The sequence below is a fragment of the Shimia isoporae genome, from assembly GCF_004346865.1.
Classification (GTDB): domain Bacteria; phylum Pseudomonadota; class Alphaproteobacteria; order Rhodobacterales; family Rhodobacteraceae; genus Shimia; species Shimia isoporae.
Genome location: NZ_SMGR01000001.1, coordinates 590,176 through 616,285, shown reverse-complemented (window position 1 = coordinate 616,285; position 26,110 = coordinate 590,176). Strand labels below are relative to the sequence as shown.

Here is a 26,110-nt window from a genome sequence, read left to right as displayed (position 1 = left end):
CAAGCGTTACCCCTGACGCTTGGCCTCAATCGCTTCCCAGATCTTCTCTGCGACGTTAACACCGTCAAACCGCTCCAGTTCCTGAATGCCGGTTGGCGAAGTCACATTTATCTCGGTGAGATAGTCTCCAATCACATCGATGCCGACAAATATCTGGCCTTTCTCCCGTAAAAGAGGGCCGATTGCCGCGCATATTTCCAGATCACGTTCGCTCAGTCCGATCTTCTCTGGCCGGCCACCAACATGCATGTTTGACCGGGTCTCTCCTTTGGCCGGTACGCGATTGATCGCGCCAACGGCCTCGCCGTTCACCAAAATCACACGTTTGTCGCCATTGCTGACGTCCGGCAAGAACTTCTGAACAATCAACGGCTCGCGACTGAAGCCGGTGAACAATTCATGCAAGGAAGTCAGGTTTCGGTCGCCCGCATCCAAGCGGAAAACACCTGCTCCGCCATTGCCGTAAAGCGGCTTCAAAATGATGTCGCCATGCTTTTCTTTGAAAGCTTTGATCGTATCAAGATCACGCGCAATTGTTGTCGGCGGTGTCAGGTCGGGGAAATCAAGAACCAGTAGTTTCTCCGGATAGTTCCTCACCCAAAATGGATCATTCACGACCAGCGTGTCCGGAGCGAGCCGATCCAGCAGATGGGTGGAGGTGATATAGTGCATGTCAAACGGCGGGTCCTGTCGCAGCCAGACGACATCCACATCCGACAGATCAATTGATACCTCGGGACCAAGCGTCACATGATCGCCCTCAACCCGCTGAACCGTCATCCAATGTCCGCGCGCTGTTATTCTGCCTTCTTCATAAGCAAGCTTGTCCGGCGAATAATAAAACAGCTCGTGCCCGCGCGCTTGGGCTTCTTCGGCAATGCGGAAAGAACTGTCCGCGTTAATGTCGACAGACTGGATCGGATCCATCTGGAAGGCGATTTTCATAAGCGGCATCCTCCGTTTGTGCCCCCTTCATGGCGCAACGCGGTCCTAGGTGCAATGCCGGCTCAATACGCGCCCAGCGCATTCTCGAGAATTTGAATACCGCCCTGTCCATCGACCAATGCCACATCAAAACGCATGGGGGTCAACGTCCCCGCCGGTTCACTCCCCACGAACTCTTCGCCGGCGCGCAACAAGCGTTCGATTTGACGCGGCAAGAGATGCAGGGACGCATGCTCACAACTCCGACTCTTTTTGACTTCGACGAAAACAACTTCAGCCCCATCTCGCAGGACAAGATCAATTTCTCCGGCTTTACCTCGCCACCGATGGTGGGCAACCGTCATGCCACGGTCCAGATAAGCTCGCATGACCGCCGCCTCAGCCGCTTGTCCTGTAAGGTAGTTTCGGTATCCCGCCCTGCGCCGGGCGTCTTTGACACGGTCGCGCTCTGCCTTCTTCGTTCCGAAATCAGACATGGCACCTTCAGCTCTCAAATCCCGACAAGTGGCAGAAGTTTTGGCTTACCCTGCCTCTCTCAATTTCAAGGCAAGTTGGTAAATTTTTCGTTTATTCTCGCCGAATGCCTGCGAAACTTCCGCCGTTGCGTCGCGAACCGACTGTGTTTCCAAAGCCCCCCGCAAGGCTGCCTCGATTTCCTCAGGACTGGCAACCTTGGCTTTGGCTTTTTCGACGAGCACGACGATCTCACCTTTGGGCGGGACTTCTGCCGCGCCCTGCGCGAGTTCATCCAACGTGCCGCGCCGCAGTTCTTCGAACTTCTTTGTCAGTTCCCGCGCCATGACCGCTTGCCTTTGCCCACCAAGCACGTCCGCTGCATCCGCGAGCATTGCCGCCACGCGTTTGGGAGACTCGTAAAAAACCAAGGTGCCCGGGACATCCGCAACCGCCTCGATTGAAGTCATTCGCGCCTTCCGCGTGTTCGGCAAAAAACCCGCAAAGAAAAACGCATCCGTCGGCAACCCTGCAAGGCTTAGCGCCGTGATAATCGCAGATGGCCCAGGCGCGGACGTGACGAGGTAGCCTTCCTCTGCAGCAGCTCTGGACAAGTGATACCCTGGGTCGGCGATCAAAGGTGTTCCGGCTTCAGATGCATAGGCAACTGACCGTCCATCCGCGATATGCGCCATCAATTTGGCACGAGCCTTTTCGCCGGAATGATCGTGGTAGCTAAGCACCGGACGGTCCCCCAAAGGTACGCCGTGTATTTCCAGTAGGCGCTTCATAGATCTCGTGTCTTCAGCGGCAATCACATCCGCCGAAGCCAAAATATCCAGTGCGCGCAATGTGATGTCGCGCGCCGTGCCGATGGGTGTGGCGACAAAGTACAAACCCGCCTGCAAATTGACGACTTGATGATTCCCCACTGGACCCGCCCCCTCTTCCGTTTATTATTTGCGCTCAAAACCAGAATCCGTCCGCGCCCAGCGGCCACCCCAATCAGGGAATGGAGTGTCTCCGATGTTGTCTTTTTTTACCCCCGCCCGTCGTTTTCTTAAAGGGGCGGTTCTCGGGCTGGCCGGATTGGCGCTTGTGGCCTGCGTTCCTTCCGGCGGCGGCCCGACTATTTCCACGTCCAAACCTGTGCCCGTGGCACTACTCGTTCCGAAAGGTTCCAGCAATTCCGGCGACGCTGTTCTTGCGCAAAGCCTTGAGAACGCAGCCAAGCTTGCGATCGCTGATCTAAACGGGGTGCAGATCGATCTACGCGTCTACCCGACCGCTGGTGACCCGGCAACGGCGCAAGCCTCTGCTGCCCAAGCCGTCGACGAAGGCGCGAAAATCATCATCGGACCCGTTTTTGCTGAAGCTGCGAACGCAGCTGCAAAGGCCGTTGCGAGCCGCAACATCAACGTTTTGTCCTTCTCGAACAACACGTCGATTGCCGGAGGCAACCTGTTTGTGCTTGGCCCAACCTTCGGCAATACAGCCGATCGTCTTGTGAGCTACTCACGCAGCGCAGGCAAACCGCGCATCATGGTTGTTCACTCCAACAACGCCTCCGGCGCGCAGGGCAAGGCGGCCATTGACGGCGCGATTTCACGTCAAGGCGCTGAGCCTGCAGGATCGGTGAGCTACCAGTTCTCCCAGGAAGGCGTCATTGCGGCTGTCTCGCAAATAAAACTGACTGCCGACTCAAACGAAGTGGATGCCATCTTCCTTACGGCCAACACGTCTGGCGCTCTGCCGCTGATGTCGCAACTCCTGCCCGAAGCGGGTCTGAGCCCTGCAACAACCCAGTTCATCGGCCTGACCCGTTGGGACATTCCGAGCCAGACTTTGGAACTGCCAGGGGTTCAGGGCGGCTGGTTCGCTTTGCCAGACCCCAACCTGACGCAGCAGTTCCAGAACCGCTATGCACAGGCTTATGGTGGACTTCCCCACCCGATCGGCGGCCTTGCTTATGACGGTATTGCGGCGATTGGCGCACTGGTCAAAGCCGGTAAGGCCGACGCACTCACTACGGGTGCGCTCACACAAGGCGCAGGCTTTCAGGGTGTAAACGGCATTTTCCGCCTGCGCGCCGACGGTACGAATGAACGCGGGCTGGCCGTCGCCACGATCCGCGACAAGAAGGTTGTTATCATTGACCCAGCTCCGCAAAAATTCGGAGGCGCAGGCCTCTAAACCCGACGCCATCTTTCCGGCCGAACCATCGGCCGGGTTGATCTGCCCAGCTGACGAGATATTTGATCGTGCCGCCGTAGCAGCTGAACTGGACGCGATCTTTGAAAAAGACGCAGGGAGCGGTCGGCGTGGCGACGTGGTCCAAGTTCTCTCTGCCCGTCGGAAAACAGCCATGGCCGCCATTGCGGCGTCATTCCGTGCCAACCCTATGGCTGCGCGCGAAATGACCCGCTCCTACACCTGGCTCACCGATTGCCTGATTGGCTGCGCCTACCACGTGGCCACAGAACGCCTGCATCCCTTGTCCACTCCGACCGAGGCAGAGCGGCTGACCCTTTTGGCCGTGGGCGGCTACGGTCGTGGGGAAATGGCCCCTCAATCCGACGTCGATCTGCTGTTCCTGACGCCTTACAAAATCACGCCGTGGGCCGAAAGCGTGATTGAAACCATGCTCTACATCCTGTGGGACCTGCGCCTGAAGGTTGGGCATGCGTCACGCACTGTCCGCGACTGCTTGCGACTCGGCCGCGAGGATTTCACCATTCGGACGGCGCTGCTCGAACATCGGTTCCTGCGCGGCCACGAACCCTTGGCCAAAGAGTTGGCGGAGCGTTTGGAAAACGAGCTTTTCAAAGGCACCGAGCGCGAATTTATCGACGCCAAACTTGAGGAACGGGACAACCGACACCTGAAGCAAGGTCAGCGCTACGTTGTTGAGCCGAACGTCAAAGAAGGCAAAGGAGGCCTGCGCGACCTCCAATCTCTCTTCTGGATCGCCAAATACGTCTATCACGTCACAGATGTGCGCGAGTTGGTGGCCCTGGATGTCCTTCAAGAAGAGGAATTGGAGCTGTTCGTGGCAGCGGAGAATTTCCTTTGGGCGGTCCGCGGACACCTCCACCTGATCGCCGGCCGTCCGTCCGAGACCCTGTCGTTTGACGTTCAGGTTGAGGTGGCAGACGCGCTTGGTTATGCGGATGAAGGTGGCCGACGCGCCGTGGAACACTTCATGCAGGACTTTTTCCGTCACGCGACATCGGTTGGCGACCTCACGCGGATCATCCTGACCAAGCTTGAAGCCGACCACGCCAAATCTGCGCCTTTGATGGAGCGCATTTTCCGCAGACGCCCGCGCGTGAAATCCGGTTATGTGGTGATCCACAACCGGCTCGCCGTGGCAGATGCCGACACGTTCCTGGCGGACCCGCTAAACCTTTTGCGTTTGTTCGAGGAAGGCTTGCGCACCGGGATGCTGATCCACCCCGATGCGATGCGGCTGGTAACGGCCAACCTGCATCTGATCGACGATGACATGCGCGCAAACAAAGAAGCGCGGCGTATTTTCCTCGACCTCCTGCTCAAACACGGAAATCCGGAACGCGCCCTACGCAGGATGAACGAATTGGGCGTTTTGTCTGCGTTCATTCCCGAATTTGAACCGATCGTGGCGATGATGCAGTTCAACATGTATCACTCCTACACCGTTGACGAACACACCATTCAGGTGATCGCCAACTTCACGCACATCGAGAAAGAAGAACTGCAGGACGAGCTTCCGCTCAGCTCCGAAATCCTCAAGACCGGTATCAACCGCAAAGTGCTGATGGTGGCCATGCTGCTACACGATATCGGAAAGGGCCGTGACATAGACCATTCGGTTCTAGGCGCACAGATTTCGCGCAAAGTTGCTCCGCGACTAGGCCTCAACAAAGCCGAGGTGGAAACCGTGGAATGGCTCGTGCGGTACCACCTCTTGATGTCGGACATGGCCCAAAAACGCGACATTGCCGATCCGCGCACAGTGCGTGATTTTGCCAAAGCCGTGCAAACCGTGGAGCGTTTGAATCTTCTGACGGTTCTGACCGTGTGTGACATCCGCGGCGTTGGACCTGACACCTGGAACAACTGGAAAGCCGTTCTTTTACGGGCACTTCATGGACAAACCAGACTCGTCCTAGAAAACGGCATGGAAGCCATCACCCGTGAAAATCGCGGCACCAAAGCCAAAAAAGCCCTGCGTGCCGAGTTGTCGGATTGGCCTGCCAAGGACCTCAAGAAAGAGACCGGCCGCCACTACGACCCATATTGGCAAGGCCTTCACATCACCGCCCACAAGGTGTTTGCCGAGCTGCTGCGCGACATTCCCAACGATGAAATTCGCATCGACCTGCATCCGGACGAAGACCGCGACGCCACCCGTGTCTGCTTTGCCATGGCCGACCACCCCGGTATTTTCTCGCGCATGTGTGGTGCGCTGGCCCTTGTCGGCGCCAATATCGTAGACGCACGCACTTTCACCTCCAAGGACGGCTTCGCGACAGCCGCCTTCTGGATACAGGATGCTGAAGGCAAGCCTTACGAAGCCGGACGCCTGCCGCGCCTACGCCAAATGATCGAAAAGACGCTCAAGGGCGAAGTTGTCACCCGCGACGCTATGCGATCGCGCGACGTGATCAAGAAACGGGAACGTGCGTTCAAGGTGCCTACCACCGTGACCTTCGACAACGAAGGCTCCGAAATCTACACCATTATCGAGGTGGATACCCGTGACCGCCCCGGATTGCTGTTCGACCTGACGCGCACATTGGCCAACAACAACGTGTATATCGCTTCTGCTGTGATTGCGACTTACGGGGAGCAAGTGGTGGACGCCTTTTATGTCAAAGACATGTTTGGCCTGAAATTCCACACAGACGGAAAACAGAAAACTCTGGAGAAAAAACTGCGCGAGGCCATCGAACAAGGCGTCGAAAGGGCCACCGCTTGAAGCCGATCCGCCTGATACGCGGTTTCTTGACCGTCGGTTTTTGGACCCTGCTAAGCCGAATTCTTGGCTTCGTACGCGAAATTCTGTTGCTCAGTTATCTCGGGCCCGGCCCCGTTATGGATGCTTTCGTAGCGGCGTTCCGGCTCCCGAACATGTTTCGACGCTTCTTTGCCGAGGGCGCATTCAACGCGGCTTTCGTGCCGATGTTCTCCAAAAAGTATGAAGCGGGTGAAGACCCGGAAGGTTTTGCCTCTGACGCACTGAACCTTCTTGCGACCGTCGTGCTGCTCCTGACAGCGCTGGCCATGGTGTTTATGCCCGCGCTGGTCTGGGCCACCGCCGAAGGTTTTTCTGGGGATGTGCGGTTTGATCTCACCGTCGGCTATGGCCGTGTCGTGTTTCCCTACATCTTTTTCATGTCTTTGGCGGCCCTGTTTTCCGGCGTTCTGAACGCCACGGGCAGGTTCGCGGCCGCGGCCGCTGCCCCCGTGCTGCTCAACATTATGATCATTCCGGCCCTGGTGGTTGGTCACGCCATAGGCGGTGAGGTGATCCAATGGTTGATCTGGACAATTCCTCTCGCAGGCATCGCGCAGTTGGCGCTCGTCTGGACCGCGGCGTCCCGCGCCGGGGTCAAGCTGCGCCTCGGATTGCCGCGCTGGACACCGGACATGGCCCAGATGGTACGCGTCGCCGTTCCCGCCGCCCTTGCCTCCGGCGTTATGCAGATCAACCTAGTGGTTGGTCAGATCGTAGCCTCCGCGAATGAAGGAGCCGTCAGCTGGCTTTATGCTGCCGACAGACTTTACCAATTGCCCTTGGGCGTGATCGGCATTGCTGTTGGAATTGTGTTATTGCCAGACTTGTCGCGCCGCTTGAAAGCCGGAGACGACGCTGGCGCCAAAAACGCTCTTTCCCGCGCCACCGAATTTGCCATGTTTCTGACGATCCCTTGCGCCGTCGCCTTCCTCGTGGTGCCGCTTCCTATCGTTTCGGTATTGTTTGAACGTGGCGAGACGGGCGCCGACGACAGCGCGGCCATAGCAGTAGCATTGTCGATCTACGCGGTCGGCCTTCCCGCTTTCGTCCTGCAAAAGCTGTTGCAACCCCTGTATTTTGCCCGTCACGATACCAAATCGCCGTTCCGCTACGCCGTCTGGGCAATGTTGGTGAACGCCGGTTTGGCCTTCGGGCTTGCCCCGTTTATCGAATGGCTGGCGCCTGCCATAGCTGCGACGGTCTCTGCCTGGGTGATGATCGCCCAACTCGGATTTGGAGCGCGGAAATTCGGCGACACCGCAAAGTTCGACAGCCGACTCCGAAAGCGCCTCTGGCGTATTGTATTATCGAGTGCCCTCATGGGCACTGCGCTCTGGTTCCTTTGGATAGTGCTTATCCCGTGGCTCGGAAGCCCGGGCTGGCGCTATCTGGCACTTGCTGTGCTCATCTTGATGGGCGCTTTGATTTACTTTGCTTCGGCCCGTATCACGGGTGCGTTTGCCATGGACGATCTGCGCAAGGCCGCACGGCGCGCGCCCTGATCAACGGTCAAAAATTTCAGAAAAACGTTGCCTGCGCCCCCTAAACCAACGTTACATCTGATCATTCAATTCATCCGACAACGCAAAAACGTCGGAATTCCAGAGGGGAAAGTGACATGTTCAATTGGATTTTTATGCTGGTCATCGGCGTCTTATCGGTCGCGGCTGGCATTCTTGCACTGGCCAACCCGTTCGGCGCATCAGTTGCCGCAACGGTGATCGCAGGCTGGAGTTTCGTCTTTCTGGGCGGCATTCAAGTTGTGGCGTCGTTTTCGGCCCAAGGCGCAGGCGCAAAGATTTTCGGCATACTTTTCGGTGTGATCGCCTTCATTATCGGCCTGAACATTCTTCAAGAGCCACTCAAGGGCATGCTGACGCTGACCTTTGTCGCCGGCATCATGTTCCTTGCTTCGGGCATCACCAAAGCATGGTTCGGGTTTTCCAACGCTGAAGGCACTCCGCGGATGGCGCTCTTTCTATCTGCCTTTATCTCGCTCGCTCTGGGCGCGATGGTCCTGTCCAACTTCCCGCAATCCGCGGCTGTCATTCTTGGCATTCTGCTTGCGGTCGAACTGATCTCCAACGGCATCGGCGCCATCGCACTGGCTTTGATGGCCAAGGACGTTGACGCCTCAAGCGACACCTAAATCAGGGACGGCGGATGCGATCCCGTATCCGTCGCCATCCACCGGGGACAAGCACGAAGCTCATCAGGAAACCGGCAGCAAACCCGCAAACATCTGCAACCCAGTCCGGATTACCGCCAAAAAGCAACCCGAACACCAACTGGATCGCCACTAGGACACCGATCAGCGAAAAGGCCCGCGCCTGAGGCGCACCCAGTTCTCCGAGGCGCGCCCACATCAGAAATGTGAATGCTCCGATCAGACCATAGACGCCCGGATAACTCCCGATCAGCGGTACGTCAGGATCGAGGATCAAAGCATAGCCCAGCGCACCGGCAATTCCCGATCCGATAAACACGATCAGCGTGGCCAATTGCGAAAACACTTCGCCTACCATTTTGCCAATCGCCAGCAGCAACACCCCGCCAAACAGCGTGTGCGTAAATCCTATGTGTACAAACATATAGGTCACAAACCGCTTCACATGCTCCAGCGGCCAGTTGCCCGTCGCAAGCATCCAGTCAAAGATCTCCGCCGAAAATGCATATTGTTGCAAAGCAGACAAACGCCAGCCAACAGCACTGGGTCCACCTACTAACCCACGCGAGCCCGCCCAAAAGATCGCCTCGACACCGACGACCAACAAAAACAGCGCCACCACCACCGGCGGCAAAGGGTTGATCGGACTTTGATCGTCGGGATGGCTCATATGGCACGTTCCTTCTTGTTCCCCACTCCCCGCGTATGACTTCTTGACGGGGTATTGCGCCCTGAGTAAGGCACTCTCACCATTTTATCCAGACGGAGTAAATCCAATGACAGAGGCGGTCCAAACGTCCTCCACCTTTACCCCACGCGTCTTTTCCGGGATCCAACCCTCGGGTGGTCTGACGCTGGGCAATTACCTTGGCGCCATGAAGCGCTTTGTTGACATGCAGGAAGCCGGTACGCACGAGACTGTCTATTGCATGGTTGACCTGCACGCGATCACCGTCTGGCAAGATCCCGAGAAGCTACGCCGTGCCACACGCGAACTCTGCGCCGGCTTCATCGCTGCGGGCATTGACCCGAAAAAGTCTATCCTCTTCAACCAGTCTGCCGCACCGGAACACGCGCAACTGGGATGGATCTTTAACTGTGTCGCCCGCATGGGCTGGATGCAGCGCATGACCCAGTGGAAGGACAAAGCCGGCAAGAACCAGCAGAACGCCAGCCTCGGCCTGTTTGCCTATCCCGCATTGATGGCCGCGGACATTCTGGCCTATCACGCCACCCATGTTCCAGTGGGGGAGGATCAGAAACAGCACCTTGAGCTGACCCGCGACGTGGCGATCAAATTCAACCACGACTACGGCGTAGATTTCTTTCCGGTCACCGAACCTGTCATCGAGGGTGCGGCCACCCGCGTCATGTCCCTGCGTGACGGCTCCAAAAAGATGTCGAAATCCGATCCGTCTGATGCATCACGCATCAACATGACCGATGATGCAGACACCATCGCCAAGAAAATCCGCAAAGCCAAAACCGACCCCGAGGGCCTGCCGTCCGAAGCCAAAGGCCTCGAAGACCGGCCCGAAGCCCGCAACCTTGTGAACATCTATGCGGGGCTGTCCGGGCAAACCGTAGATCAGGTATTGGCAGAAGTGGGCGGCAAGCAATTCTCGGAATTTAAGCCGCTGCTATCCGACCTCGCTGTCGACAAACTTGCGCCGATTTCCACCGAAATGGCGCGCCTGATGGAAGATCAGTCCGAGATCGACAGAATCCTTGCGCACGGCGCCGGACAGGCCCGTGAAATCGCCGCGCCCATCCTGAAAAAGACCTACGAAATTGTCGGCATGGTTGGCGCGTAATACTCAAATCGTCAAAAGATACAGGAAGCCCCGCCAACCAGCGGGGCTTTTCTTCTTTAGGAATGCGCGTCGTACCACGCCACCATCTGTTCCGGATGTTCGGAGAAAAATTGATACCCACGAAACCTCTGCGTCGTGTCCTCAATCCAGTAAAGCTTTTTGTCCTCAACGGGGATGTTGTCATAAACCGCTTGAACGTCTTCCTCCGCAAAGGTGAACGCATCATTTCGTACCTGCACCACAAAAGTAGGCATTGTCACATTCGCCGCGTCCTTCTGGGGTGAACTGTCCTCGATCCGAAAGCCCCAGATCTCACGATAGTGCCGTTCGAAGGCAGCATAGGCCTTCTTTCCCATTCGCATGTTTTTTACGAGCTTTCGCACCAATGCGTCGCCGGAAATCGGTTGCAGAAGGATCATCGACTTAACATCGGCAAAGGCTTCCGGCTGTTTGCCCATCGCAACCAATGTCGCATTTCCGCCCAGACACATGCTGTGCAGATGAATTTCCATATCCTTGGTCACAGGATTTGAGCGAACGAAATCGAGTGACCCAAGCACATCCTTGAACTCAAAAAGACTCGGGTTGTACCCCCCATTTTGCGCGGGCGCGCTCGTTCCGTGATTTCGCAAGTCATAGGCAAGGACATTGTATCCGGCTTCTACGAGCGCCTTGTATTTCGGCAGGAAGTTTACTTCGAAGCCACCCGCACGACGCCAGCCTTTCAAATGGCCAGCATACCCGTACCGGTTTGCAGGAGAAAAATGGTTGCACACCACAATTTTGTTCGATGGCTTGGCTGCGGGCATGTACCAGCCTTCAAGCACAACGCCATCTGAAGATGGAAACGTAACATCCTCATACGACATCCCGTATTCGTCTGGTCTCCGGTAAATCGGTGATCTTTGGGTGGCTGCAATCATCTGGGCAACACGACGCATCATAAAATCAACAATCATTCTTTTCTCCATTTCCAGCCATTCGGGCATCTACTTTACACATGTTCGAATCTTGTAAGGTTGTATTTTACATTCGTACCAGACTTGTCAAGTCGTCGATCCCAAATTATTTGTTGGTGCATGAACAAAGCCGTGAAAACCACCGAAGCCACCGAGGCAAAAATTATTGCCGCAGCGACGCGTTGTTTCGTGCGCTACGGCGCACGAAAGACCTCGATGAACGACATCGCCAGAGAGGCGGGCCTGTCGCGCCAGACCATCTATGACCTGCTGGGCGGGAAAGACGATTTGATTTGCGCCTGTATCCGCACGATCACAGACCAGAATTTGTCAGACGTCAGGGCGCGACTGGAAAAAAGTACGAGCTTGGCTGAAAGCTTGGAAATCTATTTTGCAGAAACCATCGTCAAAAGCTTCGAGCTGCTGCAGACCTCAGGCGACGCTGAGGATCTGATTTCAGGGCACAACGACGCCGGGAAGGAAGAAATCGCCCGGTCTCATCTGAAGCATGAAAGTCTGGTGACCGAGCTGCTTTCCCCATACACGGAATCTCTTCGGTCGCTGAACCTAACACCAGCCGAACAGGCGCACTTCCTCGTAACCGTTGTCATGGGGCTTAAATACGGGGCAAAAAGCCGTAATGATTTGGACGCTTTGCTGGACGCGCTCAAGCGCAATATTCTGAATGCAAGTTCGGCTTAGCCCAACTGCGCATCCACGCACAGCATCCGCGCTCTGACGTCAGTTTCATGCGAAATGTCACAGGTCTACCTTGTCCCAATCAAAGGAGACACATCATGACCACACCTGTACATCCCGAAGCCCGCATCGGCCACGTCCACCTCAAGGTCGCCGATCTCGACCGTGCGATTGATTTCTATTCCGGTGTTCTGGGGTTTGATGTTCAAGTACGGATCGGCAATGACGCGGCCTTTCTCGGTGCGGGTGGCTATCACCACCACATCGGTTTAAACACCTGGTCTTCCAAGGGCGGTACTCCGCCTCCTCCCGGTCACACGGGCCTCTTCCACACGGCCTTTTTGTACCCGAACCGCGCGGAACTGGCAGATGCCGTACGCCGTGTGATCAAGGCAGGCTACGCCGTTGAAGGAGCATCGGATCACGGGGTTTCCGAGGCCATCTACTTCACCGATCCCGATGGCAACGGTGTGGAACTCTACCGAGACCGACCGAAGGCCGACTGGCCACGCAATCCGGACGGAAGCATTGCCATGTACACCCGACGCCTTGATCTGGACGGTTTGCTTACGGAAGCGGCCTGACCTTTGCCCGGACCGGGCAAGTCCGGTGTTACAAATCTGAATCGCCGTTGTCACGAATCCGTACCTTGCTCTCTATAGGATCGCTCTGCACAGTTTGGCTGTGTCGAATGTTAGCAAGCCCGCGTTTGGGCACCTCCCCTCCCAAGCGCACCGAATAGGAGCCAGCAATGGATCGCGACGACCTGTCTTTTGACGAGATTGACGAACTGATTTCCCCGCGCGCGGAAGAAACCGACTTTGACCGCGTGGTCGACACCGCCCTGTCCCGTCGAGGCTTCCTTGGTGGCGTGATGACCTTTGGTCTTGGCACTTTCCTTGTCGGCACCACCGCGATGACCCGCGACGCCGCTGCCGCCGAGGACCGCTTTGGATTTGCTCAGGTTGCCGCCAATTCGGACGACACCATCACCGTGCCGGAAGGTTTCGAATGGGAACAGGTTGTGGCATGGGGCGACCCGATCAAGCCGGGCGCGCCCGCCTTTGACGAAGCCACCCGCGGCACCGCAGCCAGCCAGGAAATGGCCTTTGGCGACAACAACGACGGCATGTCGATCTTCACCAAGAACGGCCGCAGCGTTCTGGCGGTGAACAACGAATACACCAACCGCAAGATTATGTGGGGCAACAACCCCGAAGGCAAACCCGCCTCTGACGACGACATCTCCAAAGGCATGATGGCGCATGGTGTGTCAGTCTTTGAGGTGGCGCGCGACGATACCGGCAAATGGCAGGTCGTGATTGACAGCGATCTGAACCGCCGCATCACGCCGCAGACCGAAATGGACCTGACCGGCCCCGCCGCTGGCCATGATCTTTTGAAAACCGCCGCTGATCCCTCCGGGTTGAAAACCAAAGGCACCTGGAACAACTGCGGCAACGGCGAAACGCCTTGGGGCACCTACCTGACCTGTGAAGAAAACTTCAACGGGTACTTCTCCGCTGCGGACGAATCCCACGAAGTCTCCGCTGAACTGAAACGCTACGGCGTTTCATCCAAAGATTGGGGATACGGTTGGGCCAAAGTAGATGAGCGCTTCGACGTCTCCAAGAACCCGAACGAACCGAACCGGGCTGGCTACGTTGTGGAAATCGACCCGTTTGACCCGACCTCCACGCCGAAAAAACGCACCGCTCTGGGCCGTTTCAAGCACGAAAACGCCGCCGTGGTACTTGCGCCTTCCGGCCACGCCGTGGTCTACTTGGGCGACGATGAGCGCGGCGAGTTCCTCTATAAATTTGTCTCTCACGGCGTTTATGCCGCCAACGGCGACAACTCTGATCTTCTGGAAAACGGCGACCTCTTTGTGGCCAAATTCCACGACGATATGCGCGGCGAATGGCTGGCGCTGACTCCGGACACCACCGGCATGTCGGACGCCGAAATCCGCGTCCACACCCGTCAGGCCGCGTCCAAAGTTGGCGCGACGACCATGGACCGTCCAGAATGGGTGGCGGTGAACCCGACAAAGGCAGAAGCCTATGTCGCGCTCACCAACAACAAAAACCGCGGCAAAAAACCGAATGCAGGTGGCGACGACACCTCTGCCAACGGCCCCAACCCGCGCGTGGAAAACCACTACGGTCAGATCGCGCGCTGGATGCCTGACAACGAAGACCACGCGGCAACTGGCTTTAGCTGGAACCTTTTCGCGCTCGCCGGCAATCCAGATGTACACGACGACGCCTATGCGGGCTCCGAAAACATCAATTCCGGCAACATGTTCAACTCGCCCGACGGGATGGCGTTTGACAGCACAGGTCTCCTCTGGATCCAAACCGACGGTAAATACTCCAACGAAGGCGACTTTGCCGGCATGGGCAACAACCAGATGCTCGCAGGCGACACCGTCACCGGCGAAATCCGCCGCTTTTTGGTCGGCCCGAAAGAATGCGAAGTGACTGGCATCTGCTGGTCTGCAGACCGCCGCACAATGTTTGTTGGCATCCAACACCCCGGCGAGCGCGGCGACAGCCACTTCCCCGGCGGCGGCACTTCAGTTCCGCGTTCCGGAGTTTTTGCGGTGCGCCGCTCGGACGGCGGCCTGATCGGATAAAGAAATTTCATAAGGCCTTTTCAGCACCAAAACTGCCCCGAGCCACTCTGGCTCGGGGTTTTGCGTACATGTTCCCATTCCGGTGATTGGTCACATCACAAATCGCGATTCACGCACTCTGGACCTTCCCTAGCGTCGCGCATAGTCTCCGCGCCAGCGAGCGAGAGGGGAGTTTCCAAAATGGCCACAGGCAAGAATATCCGTACTTTTTTCAACGGCACATGGCATGACGGCGACACGCCGGTTATTTCTGCCGCCGACCATGGCGCTTGGCTGGGGTCCGGCGTTTTTGACGGAGCACGTTTCGTCAACGGGCTGACCCCCGATCTGGACAAACACTGCGCGCGAACAAACCGGTCCGCCGAAGCCCTGATGCTGACACCTACCGTCTCGACCGAAGACATGGTGGACATCGCTCTGGAAGGCCTCAAAGCCTACGATCAAGGAGCCGCAGTCTATATCCGCCCGATGTATTGGGGCATCGACGGCGACGCGACAGCGATTGTCCCCAGTGCCGAAAAGACAGGTTTTGCGATCTGTCTCGAAGAAATCCCGATGGCACCGGAAACCGCATCCGCAACGCTGACAAAAACACGCTTCCGCCGTCCGGTGATGGAAAGCGCAGTTGTGAATGCCAAGGCAGGTTGCCTCTATCCCAACAACGCGCGCATGCTCCGCGAAGCACGTGCCAAAGGGTTTGCAAACGCTTTGGTGACAGACGCCATGGGCAACGTGGCGGAAACCGCTACGGCAAATATTTTTATGGTGCGTGACGGTGAGGTTTTTACCCCCGTACCCAACGGCACGTTCTTGTCCGGCATCACCCGTGCCCGCCACATCGAAAACCTAAAGGCTGATGGCGTGACCGTTCATGAGACAGTTCTGACCTACACAGATTTTGAGGAAGCCGACGAAGTCTTCATGTCCGGCAACATGAACAAAGTCACACCTGTATCTGCATTTGACGACCGTCAGTATCAGGTGGGCCCGGTCACCCGCCGCGTGCGCGAGATGTATTGGGATTGGGCTGCGTCCGCCTGATACACTGGGCCCGGAGCTTCGCCCCCGACGCACCGGGCCACTGCCCCCACGTTTGCCAGGCAACCAAAACGCGCAAAATCTGTTGCGCCACAAGCCCCTTGCCGCCAATATCGCCCAAACGGGAGAAACCTGATGCGCAAGTTCCTAGTGGTTCTGGACGACAGCCGCGAATGCCTCAACGCAATGCGCTTCGCCGCGATGCGCGCCGCCAATACGGGCGGCGGTGTCAAAGTGCTGTCCGTAATCCCACCCGAAGAATTCAACCACTGGATCGGGGTCAGCGACCTTATGCGGGAAGAAGCACGGGAGCGGATTGAGGTCCATTTCGAGGTTTTTGCCAAATGGATGCGCGATCGTCAGGGCGTCGATCCCGAACTCAAAATCCGCGAAGGCGAAGCGGTGAGCGAAATCCTGTCCGAAATCCGTGAGGATGAGGAGATTGGTGTTCTGGTCCTCGGCGCGGGCACAGACCGCAAAGGCCCCGGACCGCTGGTCACTCAGCTCTCGCGCAACTCCGGCTCTATGCCGGTGCCAATGACAGTTGTTCCCGGAGACCTGACAAAAGAGCAGCTCGAAGCGATTACCTGACATGCCGATGCCGTGGACATATCGGCACTCCGAGCGCGAATTCAAAGCTTTCCTGCAAGACGCGCGCCAGCGCATGGAACTGCAATCTGACAACAACACGTACACCGCGGTTGACGGTGTTTTGCGAGCTTTTCGCGCCCGCTTGACGCCGCAACAAGTGGTCGATTTTGCTCAGGTCCTGCCCTCAACCTTACGTGCCATCCTGATTCAGGATTGGGACACGACCAGCCCCATCGTTGCGTGGGGGAGCCGTGGTGACCAACTCGCGGACGTCCAAAACCTCCGGCTGCACCATAACTTGACGCCAGACACAGTGATCGAGGCTACAGCATGGGCGTTGCGGCGCCACGTTCGCCAGATCGATCTAGACCGCGTCCTCAAAAGCATCGGCCCCCAAGCAGAGGCCTTCTGGCATGTCGATGTCGACGATCCCGCCGAATTGGAACAACGGATTGTCTAGCGCTCGCTCCTTTTCAAAACAATCCGATGGCCGACAAAGTTGCCGGAAGAAACCAAGCTGAACACATTCGTTCCAATTTGTGCTATAGTCCGCGCATTGAACTTTGTTCCTTGGTTAATTTGTTATGTCCGATTTTTTCTCCCGTTTGGCGACGCTTTTTGTCGCTCTCTTTTTTTCAGTTTCCTCCGGCCTCGCGGAGGGCTACGATCCCTGCCCTCGATTGGAAGACGCATCCAGCCAGGATCCAACAGGTCCGAAGCTGCTTTGGAACTTGGTGTTCGGCAGTGAGGAATCCTCTGAGAACCCCAGCTATCATAGCGACCACGATTTCTTTGTGACCATCAATCCGGGGCGCTTTGTGAATGTGCGCTGCGACGACGCGCAGTTCGAGCAACAGGAGATGTATCCTATCGGCGTTGTGGTGCGTCCCATAGGTTATGTGCCACTGGCTGATTTTGAAAACGCGCATGATGACAAGGCCATTTTGGTCATCACAGAGTTCGGCCATCGCAAACTGATCCGCGAGAGAGACCTCTCGCCAATTCTGCACAACGCGACATACGTCTTCACCGATAGCCCCATCAATTCACGGATTTGCCGCACTTCAGGAGACTGCCCGGGAAACGACCCTTCTGTTTGTGATCGTCCATCCCCTTGCCGTTATGAGGTATCTGCAAGGCACGGTTACGCCATCGCAGCAACCGACCGTCCGGAAGTCCAGTCGGCAATAGCAGCCTATCAGCTGGTTTCGCGCTCCAGCCGGGAAAGTCAGGCGGACTTGATGATCGGGGAAGACCTTCAACGAGCGGCGCGGGTGCGGCGGGCAGCCTGCGCCCCATTCCCTGTCAAAGCATATAAATTCGGAGGCCAAGCTCACCAAGTCAGGGACAGCTATTTCACACTGTGTGCCAAACGAGCAGGTTTTGACGGCCCAGTCGACGCAATCGCGCCAATCAAGCTGGTGACTATGGAATATGCGCAACGTGCCTTTGCATTTCACATGGATGGCTCCTTTCACCGCCGCTTTGGCGTGAACGCCTCCGGCAATACCGCCAACCTGCTGTCATCTCTTACCGACTATCAGATCACATCGGTCAAAGAATGCGGCACCGAGATCACTCAGAATTCCGATGTGGATTTTTCAGGTGGTCTAAAGGCCAGTTTAAACGCTGGCGTGGTTGAGATTTCCGCGGGCGCCGAGGCTTCCTTGAGCGCGCAGATACAGCACACACTCAGCGCCGACGATTACTTGCTGATGTCGACCTATATGATAGTGCCCTTCCAAGGCGCCCCGGAAACGTCGGGCGATGACGACAGCGATCTTTGGTTTTTCCGAATTGTCTTTCGATCCCGATGCGACAACGGCACTCCAAAAGAGGCGACCTCAATCGTCATTCATTACCATCGGCTCTCAAGTCAAATGCTGGAAGTCAGGGCGAGCGACGATTTGCGTGCAAGTTATGTGGAGAAATGGTCGGAATACGGCTATGCGCCCGACAACAGCGCCTCTGCCCTTCGCGAGGGGCAATTCTGGCGCATAAAAGACCTCCAGTCGTATTTTATCTGGCGTGACACCCTCCGCAATTTCATCGCGGAGGAGAATAACGTCACCAGCAATCTTCTTTTTAAGCACAAGAAAGAGAACCGAGCCTACGTTCGCGACTTCTTCGTACATTTGATGCTTGCAGCTGCATACCACCATAGCGACCCGTCTTTAGGAGGCTAACGAAATGCTACCTCTTTTCATGATCATTTCTCTGCTCAGCTCGCCGCTTGGCGTAACCGCAACAGGAAAACCATGTGAATTCGCGCAAGGAACACGGTGTTGCTCTTTGTCCAGCGGAATGCAGTGCTGTGGGTTTTCTTCCTCTCCAACTGGATCGATAAGCGGCTGTGCGTGCAGCGGCTCGTTATAACAGACTTCTTAGAACGATTCTAATCCTTGACACAGGCCCCCAGCAGGCGCATATCCATTCCTGATAGGAAAGGTCTGCCATATGTTCATTCAAACTGAATCCACGCCGAACCCGGCCACTCTGAAATTCCTGCCCGGCCAGACCGTGCTGGAGGCAGGCACGGCCGATTTCCCTACTGCTGAAGGCGCCTCTGCGTCCCCGTTGGCGACGCGCATTTTTGCAGTGAACGGTGTGTCCGGAGTGTTCTTTGGCAATGACTTCGTGACCGTCACCAAGGGCGATGACATCGAATGGGACCATATCAAGCCAGCGATCCTCGGCGCGATAATGGAACACTTTCAATCCGGTCAGCCGGTCATGGCAGGCGAAGCCACCGCCCCGTCCGGCCACGCTGAACACCACGGCGAGGACGGCGAAATCGTCGGCCAGATCAAAGAGCTGCTCGACACGCGGGTCCGCCCTGCTGTGGCGCAGGACGGGGGTGACATCACCTTCCACGGTTTTGATCGCGGAGTGGTGTACCTGCACATGCAAGGCGCTTGCGCTGGCTGCCCTTCGTCCACCTTGACCCTGAAAATGGGCATCGAGAACCTGCTGCGTCACTACATTCCGGAAGTGACCGAGGTACGCCCGGTTGCCGTCTAAGGACAGCACGAACAAGGCATTTTCAGGACGGTGCTATTGTGGCGCCGTCCTTTTGCGTTCCAAGATGCCGCCGACCACCGTTGCCTATTGCCACTGCTCCGATTGCCGCCGCTGGACCGGCGCGCCTCTACCGGCTTTTGCGGCATTTGGCGCGACCGACCTAACCGTATCTCCGGAACAGGACGCAGGGGTTTCCCACTCAGAGGGCGTCACGCGCTGGAACTGTCACTCTTGCGGCTCGCCTCTGATGGCGCGGTTTGAGTATCTGCCGGATCAAGTCTATGTTCCCCTCGGTCTGCTCGATCAGGCCGCAGACCTACCCCCTGCGCTGCACTGCCATTCAGAGGCAGCCTATCCTTGGCTGCACGTCGACGATGACATCCCGCGCATCACTGGGACCGCTCGAGACACATTGAACAACGCCACCTGAGGGACCTCTTGTGACCACTGCCCCCTTGATCCTCGGATTTGATACTTCCGGACCACACGTGTCGGCCGCATTGCGTCGGGGCGATGAAACCGTCGCCCTTGCAAGCGAAGACATGAAGCGGGGCCAGGCCGAACGCCTCATGCCTCTGCTGGAAGGAACTTTGGCCAAAGCAGATTGCTCGTGGACAGACCTCTCGGCAATTGGTGTCGGTGTCGGACCAGGCAACTTTACAGGAATCCGCATCTCGGTCAGCGCCGCGCGTGGCCTCGCTCTCGGGCTGGGAATCCCCGCTGTTGGCGTGTCTTCATTTCAGGCAATCTCGCTGGACCAGGCGGAACGCCACATCGCCACAGTCCCCGCCCCGCGCGACCAGGTATATGCACTCGGCGAGGGTTATCCGGAGCCTAAGCTGGTTCCGCTGTCTGAGATTGACACAGCTCTTGCCCGCCCGCTCCCTGCAGCAGCCCAACTCGTCACAAACATTGCGCGCATCGCCGCTGCGGAGTTCCAGAAGAACCCGCCGCGCCCGGCGCCACTGTATATCAAACCCGCTGACGCCGCGCCGCCGCGTGATCCAGCGCCGGTCATCCTCGATGCCTGATCCTGCCGCACTTGCCGCACTCCATGCCGCTGCGTTTGATACAACCCGAGCATGGTCGGCGGAGGAAATCGCTTCGCTCCTCGACAGCAGACTTGTGTTCTGTATTGCGCGTCCCGAGGGTTTCATCCTCGGTCGCGCAGTCGCAGATGAATCCGAGCTTCTGACGCTGGCGATTGACCCGACGGCCCGGCGCATGGGCCACGCCCGCGCGCTGCTCCGCGCATTTGAGGACGAATCGCGAAACCGGGGTGCCGTAAGGGCAATTCTTGAAGTCGCCGAAGACAACAGTGCCGCGCTTGCCCTTTACGAGACCTCGGGATACCACACCACCGCCAGAAGGCCGGGGTATTACCACCGCGACGATGGTGCCCAAATAGCTGCCAGCCTTATGGAAAAGGCGCTAAACTAACGGCAGGCCCGATTCGCCGACCCTTTTTTTGGCCATTTAGTCAAAAATTTGGTTGACCCCTTGGGACACTGTGGCCTTACTTGCACGATGATCCTTCGGGATTGAACCAATGGGACGGCAAAAACAACGACCGACCCGCTCAACATATGGGAGACATTCATGAGCCTCATGCACAAATTCCTCGGCGCAGCCGCTGCCGTTGCCCTGTCCGCAGGCGCAGCTCTGGCAGAGCCGGCGCTGATCTTTGACCTTGGCGGCAAATTCGACAAATCGTTCAACGAAGCAGCCTTTGGCGGCGCGACCCGTTGGGCTGAAGAAACCGGCGGCACTTTCCGCGAAATCGAACTGCAGTCCGAAGCTCAGCGTGAGCAGGCTCTGCGTCGTTTCGCCGAAGCTGGCGCAAACCCGATCGTCATGACCGGCTTCGCATTCGGCAACGTGCTGAGCGAAGTGGCACCTGACTATCCTGACACCAAGTTCGCGATCATCGACATGGTTGTCGATAGCCCGAACGTCCGCTCCGTTGTCTTCAACGAGCACGAAGGCTCTTACCTTGTCGGCATGATGGCCGCACAGGCGTCCAAGTCCGGAACTGTCGGCTTCATCGGCGGCATGGATATCCCGCTGATCCGTAAGTTCGCTTGCGGCTATGTTCAGGGTGTCAAAGCTGTGAACCCCGACGCAACAGTCATCCAGAACATGACCGGCACCACACCGGCAGCATGGAATGATCCGGTAAAAGGCTCCGAGCTGACCAAAGCCCAGATCGCCCAGGGCGCTGACGTTGTTTACGCAGCAGCAGGCGGCACAGGCGTTGGCGTTCTGCAAACCGCAGCGGACGAGAACATCCTGTCCATCGGCGTAGACTCCAACCAGAACTACCTGCACTCCGGTAAGGTTCTCACTTCCATGATGAAGCGCGTGGACAACGCAGTTTACGAAGCGATGAAAGCTGGCGAAGGTCTGGAAACCGGCTTCAACGTGATGGGCGTTGCCAACGGCGGCATCGACTACGCCATGGACGAACACAACGCGTCTCTCGTGTCTGACGACATGAAAGCTTCCGTTGACATGGCCAAAGGCAAAATCGCGTCCGGCGAACTGGCCGTTCACGACTACATGTCCGACAACACCTGCCCGGTGGAATAAGACGAACCGCCCGGATCACTCTCCGGGTTTGAAAATCGGGGCCGTGCCAGTACGGCGCGGCCCCTTCCACAACCAAAGGCCCGTCATGACACACGCGATTGAAAGCTTCTTCGCCGCATGGGGCGAGGCTGACGCGGACACCCGCAGCGACAAGCTGCGCGAGACGCTGTCTTCCCAGATCTCCTATGCTGATCCCCGCACGCCTGACCCGATCACCGACGCGCAATCGTTGGTCGAATATGTCGGCATGTACAGCCAGTACGCTCCCGGCGCGACTGCCGAAGCCGTGGCAACCAGCGAGACATCTGGGCACTTCCGCGTGACCGTCGCCTTCCGCATGCCGGACGGCAACGAACAGCTGGGCCAATATTTCATTGACCTCGACGACCAATCCCGGATCACCCGAGCGATTGGCTTCGCAGGACTCGGAGCACCTGAATGACCGCACCGGCGATAGAATTAAAAGGCATCTCCAAAGCCTTTGGCCCCGTTCAGGCCAACAAAGACATCTCCATCTCGGTCCAACCCGGCACGATCCATGGGATCATCGGCGAAAACGGCGCGGGGAAATCCACGCTGATGTCGATCCTGTACGGATTTTACAAAGCCGACGCGGGCGAGATTTTCATCAAGGGTCAGAAAACCCTGATCCCAGATAGCCAGCACGCCATCAAGGCGGGCATTGGCATGGTATTCCAGCATTTCAAACTGGTCGAGAACTTCACCGTTCTGGAAAACATCATCCTCGGCGCCGAAGACGGCGCAATGCTGAACACCTCGCTGGGCAAGGCCCGCAAGGAACTCAAGCATCTGGCAGAAGAATACGGTCTGAACGTGGACCCCGACGAGGTCATCGAAAACCTCTCCGTTGGCCACCAGCAACGTGTTGAAATCCTCAAGGCTCTGTATCGCAAAGCCGAAATCCTTATTCTGGACGAACCGACGGGCGTTTTGACTCCGGCCGAGGCCGACCAGCTTTTCAGGATTCTCGATCGCCTGCGTGAGGAAGGCAAAACCATCATCCTGATCACGCACAAGCTGCGAGAAATCATGGACACCACCGACACGGTTTCGGTGATGCGCCGTGGCCAGATGACGGCCACTGTCAAAACTTCCGAGACCTCGCCGGAAGAGCTTGCCGAACTGATGGTAGGCCGCAAAGTCCTGCTGCGCGTCGATAAAGAAATCGCCAAGCCCGGTGAAACTATTCTTGATGTCAAAGGCTTGCGTGTCATCGATGAAAAGGGCGTCGAACGCGTGAAAGGCATAGACCTGCATGTCCGCGCAGGGGAAATCCTCGGCATTGCGGGCGTCGCAGGAAACGGACAGTCCGAACTGCTCGAGGTTCTGGGCGGCTTTGCGGACGGGACCGGTGTCATCACTATGAACGGTTCGGAGATCCCACTGTCCGGTCACGGTGCAGACGGGCGTGCGCGCCGTGATGCTGGCATCAGCCACGTGCCCGAAGATCGCCAGCGCGAAGGTCTGATCATGGAGTATTCCGCCTGGGAAAACACCGTGTTCGGCTATCATCGCGACAAGGATCATCAGGCCGGCCTGCTCATGGACAACGCCGCAATTCAGGCCGAAGCGCAAGAAAAGATGGACCGCTTCGACGTGCGTCCGCCCAACCCGAAACTCGCAGCCAAGAATTTCTCCGGCGGCAACCAACAGAAAATTGTTCTGGCACGTGAAATCGAACGCAATCCGGACCTTCTGCTTATTGGCCAGCCGACCCGTGGCGTAGACATCGGCGCGATCGAGTTTATCCACCAGCAAATCGTGAACCTGCGCGATCAGGGCAAAGCGATCCTTCTGGTCTCGGTAGAACTCGACGAGATCATGTCGCTCAGTGACCGCATCGCGGTCATGTTTGACGGCCACATCATGGGCGAGCGCGATCCGGCGCAGACCAACGAACGCGAACTCGGCCTTTTGATGGCCGGTATTACTGACACCTCCGCCGTGGCCGATGACGCCAAAGGCGCTTCCGAGGAGGCTCTCAACGATGGATAAGATGCCAAAATGGGCCGACATCGTCCTGATCCCCGTCATTTCCCTTTTGCTCGCAGCCTTTTTCTCCGCGCTGGTCATTCTGGCCATCGGTGAAAACCCGCTCGAAGCTTTGAAACTCATGGTCGATGGCGCGCTCATGCGGTCGTCCGGCTGGGGCTACACACTCTATTACGCCACCAACTTCATGTTCACGGGCCTTGCCGTGGCTGTTGCGTTTCACGCGCGGCTTTTCAACATCGGTGGTGAAGGTCAGGCGATGATCGCCGGCCTCGGCGTGGCACTGGTGTGTCTCTACATTCCGTGGCCGCATTGGTCGCTCGCCATTCTCGGTGCCTCCGTCGGCGCGGCCTGTTTCGGAGCCCTATGGGCGCTCATTCCGGCCTACCTTCAAGCCCGCCGCGGCAGCCACATCGTGATCACCACGATCATGTTCAATTTCATCGCCGCAGCGTTGTTGAACTATGTGCTTGTTGAATTGTTGCGCCCAGTCGGCGCCATGGACCCGGCCTCGGCGAAATTCCCTGCAGGAACCCATCTTCCGTCCTTCCAGGACATGTTCTCTACCGAGACCACCAAGATGTTCCGTGGCGCCCCGGCAAACGTGAGTTTCTTCCTGGCGCTTGCGGCCTGTGTTTTTGTCTGGCTCCTGATTTGGCGCACACGCCTCGGGTACGAAATCCGCGCCTTCGGCCAATCGGAATCCGCCGCAAAATATGCCGGCATCAGCCCTGTTCGCATCACTGTGATCGCTATGCTGATCTCCGGTGCGCTAGCTGGTATGATGGCGGTCAACACCACAATGGGTGAAAGCGAACGCCTGATCCTGAACGCAACCGAAGGCGCAGGCTTTATTGGTATCGCGGTGGCTCTTATGGGCCGCAACCATCCCTTTGGTGTGTTCCTTGCCGCGATCCTGTTTGGTTTCCTCTATCAAGGCGGCGCAGAACTGGCCCTCTGGACCAACATTCCGCGCGAACTGATCGTGGTCATCCAGGCCCTCGTGATCCTCTTCACCGGTGCATTGGACAACATGGTCCGCGAACCCATTGAAAAACTCTTCATCGCTATGCGCCGGAGGAACGCCTGATGCAATTCTTGGACATCGTCCAACTACTGGACACCTCCATCCGTCTTGGCACGCCTCTGCTATTTGCCTGTCTTGCCGGACTCTTCTCCGAGCGCTCTGGCGTCGTAGATATCGGCTTGGAAGGCAAAATGCTGATTGCGGCCTTCTTCTCCGCAGCATTTGCTTACTACTCCGGAAACGCCTGGGTTGGACTGCTGGCTGGCATAGCCGCATCGGTCTTGCTGGCCGTGATCCACGGTCTTGCCTCGATCACTTTCCGCGGCAACCAACTGATCTCGGGTGTGGCCATCAACTTTCTGGCCGCTGGCATGACTGTGCTAATCGCCCAAAGCTGGTTCAAGCAGGGTGGCCGAACACCCCCCCTCACCGGCAATGGCCGTTTCGGGAATGTCGAACTGCCTTTCGCAATCGGCCCATCTGACGCAGAAGCGGCGGGCCGCCCTCTGAGCCAGATGATCGCCGAAGCCGGTCCGGTACAGCAATTCTACTCTGAACTGATCTCCGGACACTCGATCCTCGTTTATCTCGGACTGATCACAGTTGCCGCGACCTGGTGGATACTGTTCCGCACCCGCTTCGGCTTGCGCCTGCGCGCGGTGGGCGAAAACCCGGCGGCCGTAGACACCGCCGGCGTTTCAGTCATTCAGTTGCGCTACGCAGCCGTCTTGATCTGTGGTGTGCTGTGCGGTCTCGCAGGCGCCTATATGGCAACCTCGCTTCAGGCAGGTTTCGTCAAAGACATGACCGCGGGGCGCGGCTTCATCGCTCTTGCCGCTTTAATTTTCGCGAAATGGCGTCCTGTCTACGCGATGTGGGCCTGTATGCTGTTTGGGTTCTTTCAGGCGCTGGAAACACGTCCCGACCTGATCGAGGCCGTGATCGGAATGAAAGTCCAGATCCAGCTGCTTGGCGCCCTGCCCTACATCCTGACCGTGGTGATCCTCGCCGGCTTCATCGGCAAGGCCATCCCACCCAAGGCCAGCGCAGAGCCTTACATCAAGGAACGCTAAAACCAACAAAGCCCCGCCCCTCCGGCGGGGCTTTTTCGTAGCAATGGCTGCCAGGCGGCAACTTCCCCAGAAACCCGCTGGCCC

General features: G+C 57.4%; 26 protein-coding genes. 21 read left to right on the top strand and 5 right to left on the bottom strand.

What is annotated here, in order from left to right:
* Window positions 1-6: 6 nt before the first annotated feature.
* From gshB to rsmI, 3 genes are all read right to left on the bottom strand, one after another.
* Window positions 7-945, bottom strand: coding sequence for a glutathione synthase (gene gshB, locus BXY66_RS03060; protein ID WP_132858705.1), 939 nt, complete (start codon window positions 943-945; stop codon window positions 7-9).
* Window positions 946-1,007: 62 nt separating this feature from the next.
* Window positions 1,008-1,421: a YraN family protein gene (locus tag BXY66_RS03055; RefSeq protein ID WP_132858704.1), complete on the bottom strand. Its 414-nt coding sequence runs from the start codon at window positions 1,419-1,421 to the stop codon at window positions 1,008-1,010.
* 45 nt (window positions 1,422-1,466) lie between these two features.
* Window positions 1,467-2,330: a 16S rRNA (cytidine(1402)-2'-O)-methyltransferase gene (rsmI, locus tag BXY66_RS03050; protein WP_243694282.1), complete on the bottom strand. Its 864-nt coding sequence runs from the start codon at window positions 2,328-2,330 to the stop codon at window positions 1,467-1,469.
* Window positions 2,331-2,424: 94 nt separating this feature from the next.
* Between rsmI and BXY66_RS03045 the strand changes: the two genes are divergently transcribed.
* The 4 genes from BXY66_RS03045 (at window position 2,425) to BXY66_RS03030 (ending at window position 8,546) form a co-directional block, all read left to right on the top strand.
* On the top strand, window positions 2,425-3,591 hold the full coding sequence (locus BXY66_RS03045) for a penicillin-binding protein activator (protein ID WP_132858703.1): 1,167 nt from the start codon (window positions 2,425-2,427) through the stop codon (window positions 3,589-3,591).
* Entirely contained in the window at window positions 3,551-6,358 is a 2,808-nt protein-coding gene (locus tag BXY66_RS03040; protein ID WP_425057055.1) for a [protein-PII] uridylyltransferase, read from the top strand. The genes BXY66_RS03045 and BXY66_RS03040 overlap by 41 nt, the downstream gene beginning before the upstream one ends.
* A complete protein-coding gene (gene murJ, locus BXY66_RS03035; RefSeq protein ID WP_132858701.1) occupies window positions 6,355-7,899 on the top strand; it encodes a murein biosynthesis integral membrane protein MurJ in 1,545 nt (514 codons plus the stop codon). The genes BXY66_RS03040 and murJ overlap by 4 nt, the downstream gene beginning before the upstream one ends.
* Before the next feature lie 116 nt (window positions 7,900-8,015).
* On the top strand, window positions 8,016-8,546 hold the full coding sequence (locus tag BXY66_RS03030; RefSeq protein WP_132858700.1) for an HdeD family acid-resistance protein: 531 nt from the start codon (window positions 8,016-8,018) through the stop codon (window positions 8,544-8,546).
* Window position 8,547: 1 nt separating this feature from the next.
* Here the strand turns inward: BXY66_RS03030 and BXY66_RS03025 are convergent, their stop codons facing one another.
* On the bottom strand, window positions 8,548-9,234 hold the full coding sequence (locus BXY66_RS03025; RefSeq protein WP_132858699.1) for a rhomboid family intramembrane serine protease: 687 nt from the start codon (window positions 9,232-9,234) through the stop codon (window positions 8,548-8,550).
* A gap of 106 nt (window positions 9,235-9,340) precedes the next feature.
* On the opposite strand from BXY66_RS03025, the gene trpS reads away from it, so the two are divergent.
* Entirely contained in the window at window positions 9,341-10,378 is a 1,038-nt protein-coding gene (gene trpS, locus BXY66_RS03020) for a tryptophan--tRNA ligase (protein WP_132858698.1), read from the top strand.
* A 56-nt stretch (window positions 10,379-10,434) separates the two neighbouring features.
* Here trpS and BXY66_RS03015 read toward each other — a convergent pair whose 3' ends face one another.
* On the bottom strand, window positions 10,435-11,337 hold the full coding sequence (locus BXY66_RS03015) for an alpha/beta hydrolase family protein (protein ID WP_132858697.1): 903 nt from the start codon (window positions 11,335-11,337) through the stop codon (window positions 10,435-10,437).
* A gap of 120 nt (window positions 11,338-11,457) precedes the next feature.
* Between BXY66_RS03015 and BXY66_RS03010 the strand changes: the two genes are divergently transcribed.
* The 16 genes from BXY66_RS03010 (at window position 11,458) to BXY66_RS02935 (ending at window position 26,026) form a co-directional block, all read left to right on the top strand.
* Window positions 11,458-12,039 (top strand): TetR/AcrR family transcriptional regulator, encoded by a 582-nt coding sequence (locus BXY66_RS03010; protein WP_132858696.1) that lies wholly within the window; start codon window positions 11,458-11,460, stop codon window positions 12,037-12,039.
* A 95-nt stretch (window positions 12,040-12,134) separates the two neighbouring features.
* The gene (locus tag BXY66_RS03005) at window positions 12,135-12,620 is read left to right on the top strand and encodes a VOC family protein (protein ID WP_132858695.1); all 486 of its coding nucleotides are present in this window, start codon (window positions 12,135-12,137) and stop codon (window positions 12,618-12,620) included.
* 167 nt (window positions 12,621-12,787) lie between these two features.
* Window positions 12,788-14,674, top strand: coding sequence for a PhoX family protein (locus BXY66_RS03000; protein WP_132858694.1), 1,887 nt, complete (start codon window positions 12,788-12,790; stop codon window positions 14,672-14,674).
* A gap of 180 nt (window positions 14,675-14,854) precedes the next feature.
* Complete coding sequence (locus tag BXY66_RS02995; protein ID WP_132858693.1) at window positions 14,855-15,715, top strand: branched-chain amino acid aminotransferase; 861 nt, start codon at window positions 14,855-14,857, stop codon at window positions 15,713-15,715.
* Between the two features lie 132 nt (window positions 15,716-15,847).
* Window positions 15,848-16,303 carry a universal stress protein gene (locus BXY66_RS02990; RefSeq protein ID WP_132858692.1) on the top strand — a complete coding sequence of 152 codons (456 nt, stop codon included), beginning with the start codon at window positions 15,848-15,850 and terminating at the stop codon, window positions 16,301-16,303.
* A gap of 1 nt (window position 16,304) precedes the next feature.
* Window positions 16,305-16,763, top strand: a complete 459-nt coding sequence (locus tag BXY66_RS02985; protein ID WP_132858691.1) for a DUF2267 domain-containing protein — start codon at window positions 16,305-16,307, stop codon at window positions 16,761-16,763.
* 124 nt (window positions 16,764-16,887) lie between these two features.
* Window positions 16,888-18,489, top strand: coding sequence for a hypothetical protein (locus BXY66_RS02980; RefSeq protein WP_132858690.1), 1,602 nt, complete (start codon window positions 16,888-16,890; stop codon window positions 18,487-18,489).
* A 271-nt stretch (window positions 18,490-18,760) separates the two neighbouring features.
* Window positions 18,761-19,324, top strand: a complete 564-nt coding sequence (locus BXY66_RS02975) for a NifU family protein (RefSeq protein ID WP_132858689.1) — start codon at window positions 18,761-18,763, stop codon at window positions 19,322-19,324.
* Complete coding sequence (locus BXY66_RS02970; protein WP_481882081.1) at window positions 19,314-19,754, top strand: GFA family protein; 441 nt, start codon at window positions 19,314-19,316, stop codon at window positions 19,752-19,754. Before BXY66_RS02975 ends, BXY66_RS02970 begins: the two co-directional genes overlap by 11 nt.
* A gap of 10 nt (window positions 19,755-19,764) precedes the next feature.
* Complete coding sequence (tsaB, locus tag BXY66_RS02965) at window positions 19,765-20,355, top strand: tRNA (adenosine(37)-N6)-threonylcarbamoyltransferase complex dimerization subunit type 1 TsaB (RefSeq protein WP_132858687.1); 591 nt, start codon at window positions 19,765-19,767, stop codon at window positions 20,353-20,355.
* Window positions 20,348-20,764 carry a GNAT family N-acetyltransferase gene (locus tag BXY66_RS02960; RefSeq protein ID WP_132858686.1) on the top strand — a complete coding sequence of 139 codons (417 nt, stop codon included), beginning with the start codon at window positions 20,348-20,350 and terminating at the stop codon, window positions 20,762-20,764. The genes tsaB and BXY66_RS02960 overlap by 8 nt, the downstream gene beginning before the upstream one ends.
* Before the next feature lie 159 nt (window positions 20,765-20,923).
* Window positions 20,924-21,913 carry a BMP family lipoprotein gene (locus BXY66_RS02955; RefSeq protein ID WP_132858685.1) on the top strand — a complete coding sequence of 330 codons (990 nt, stop codon included), beginning with the start codon at window positions 20,924-20,926 and terminating at the stop codon, window positions 21,911-21,913.
* A gap of 85 nt (window positions 21,914-21,998) precedes the next feature.
* On the top strand, window positions 21,999-22,355 hold the full coding sequence (locus tag BXY66_RS02950; protein WP_132858684.1) for a molecular chaperone GroEL: 357 nt from the start codon (window positions 21,999-22,001) through the stop codon (window positions 22,353-22,355).
* Complete coding sequence (locus tag BXY66_RS02945; RefSeq protein WP_132858683.1) at window positions 22,352-23,929, top strand: ABC transporter ATP-binding protein; 1,578 nt, start codon at window positions 22,352-22,354, stop codon at window positions 23,927-23,929. The genes BXY66_RS02950 and BXY66_RS02945 overlap by 4 nt, the downstream gene beginning before the upstream one ends.
* Complete coding sequence (locus BXY66_RS02940) at window positions 23,922-25,016, top strand: ABC transporter permease (protein ID WP_132858682.1); 1,095 nt, start codon at window positions 23,922-23,924, stop codon at window positions 25,014-25,016. Before BXY66_RS02945 ends, BXY66_RS02940 begins: the two co-directional genes overlap by 8 nt.
* A complete protein-coding gene (locus BXY66_RS02935) occupies window positions 25,016-26,026 on the top strand; it encodes an ABC transporter permease (protein ID WP_132858681.1) in 1,011 nt (336 codons plus the stop codon). The genes BXY66_RS02940 and BXY66_RS02935 overlap by 1 nt, the downstream gene beginning before the upstream one ends.
* The last annotated feature ends 84 nt before the right edge of the window (window positions 26,027-26,110 follow it).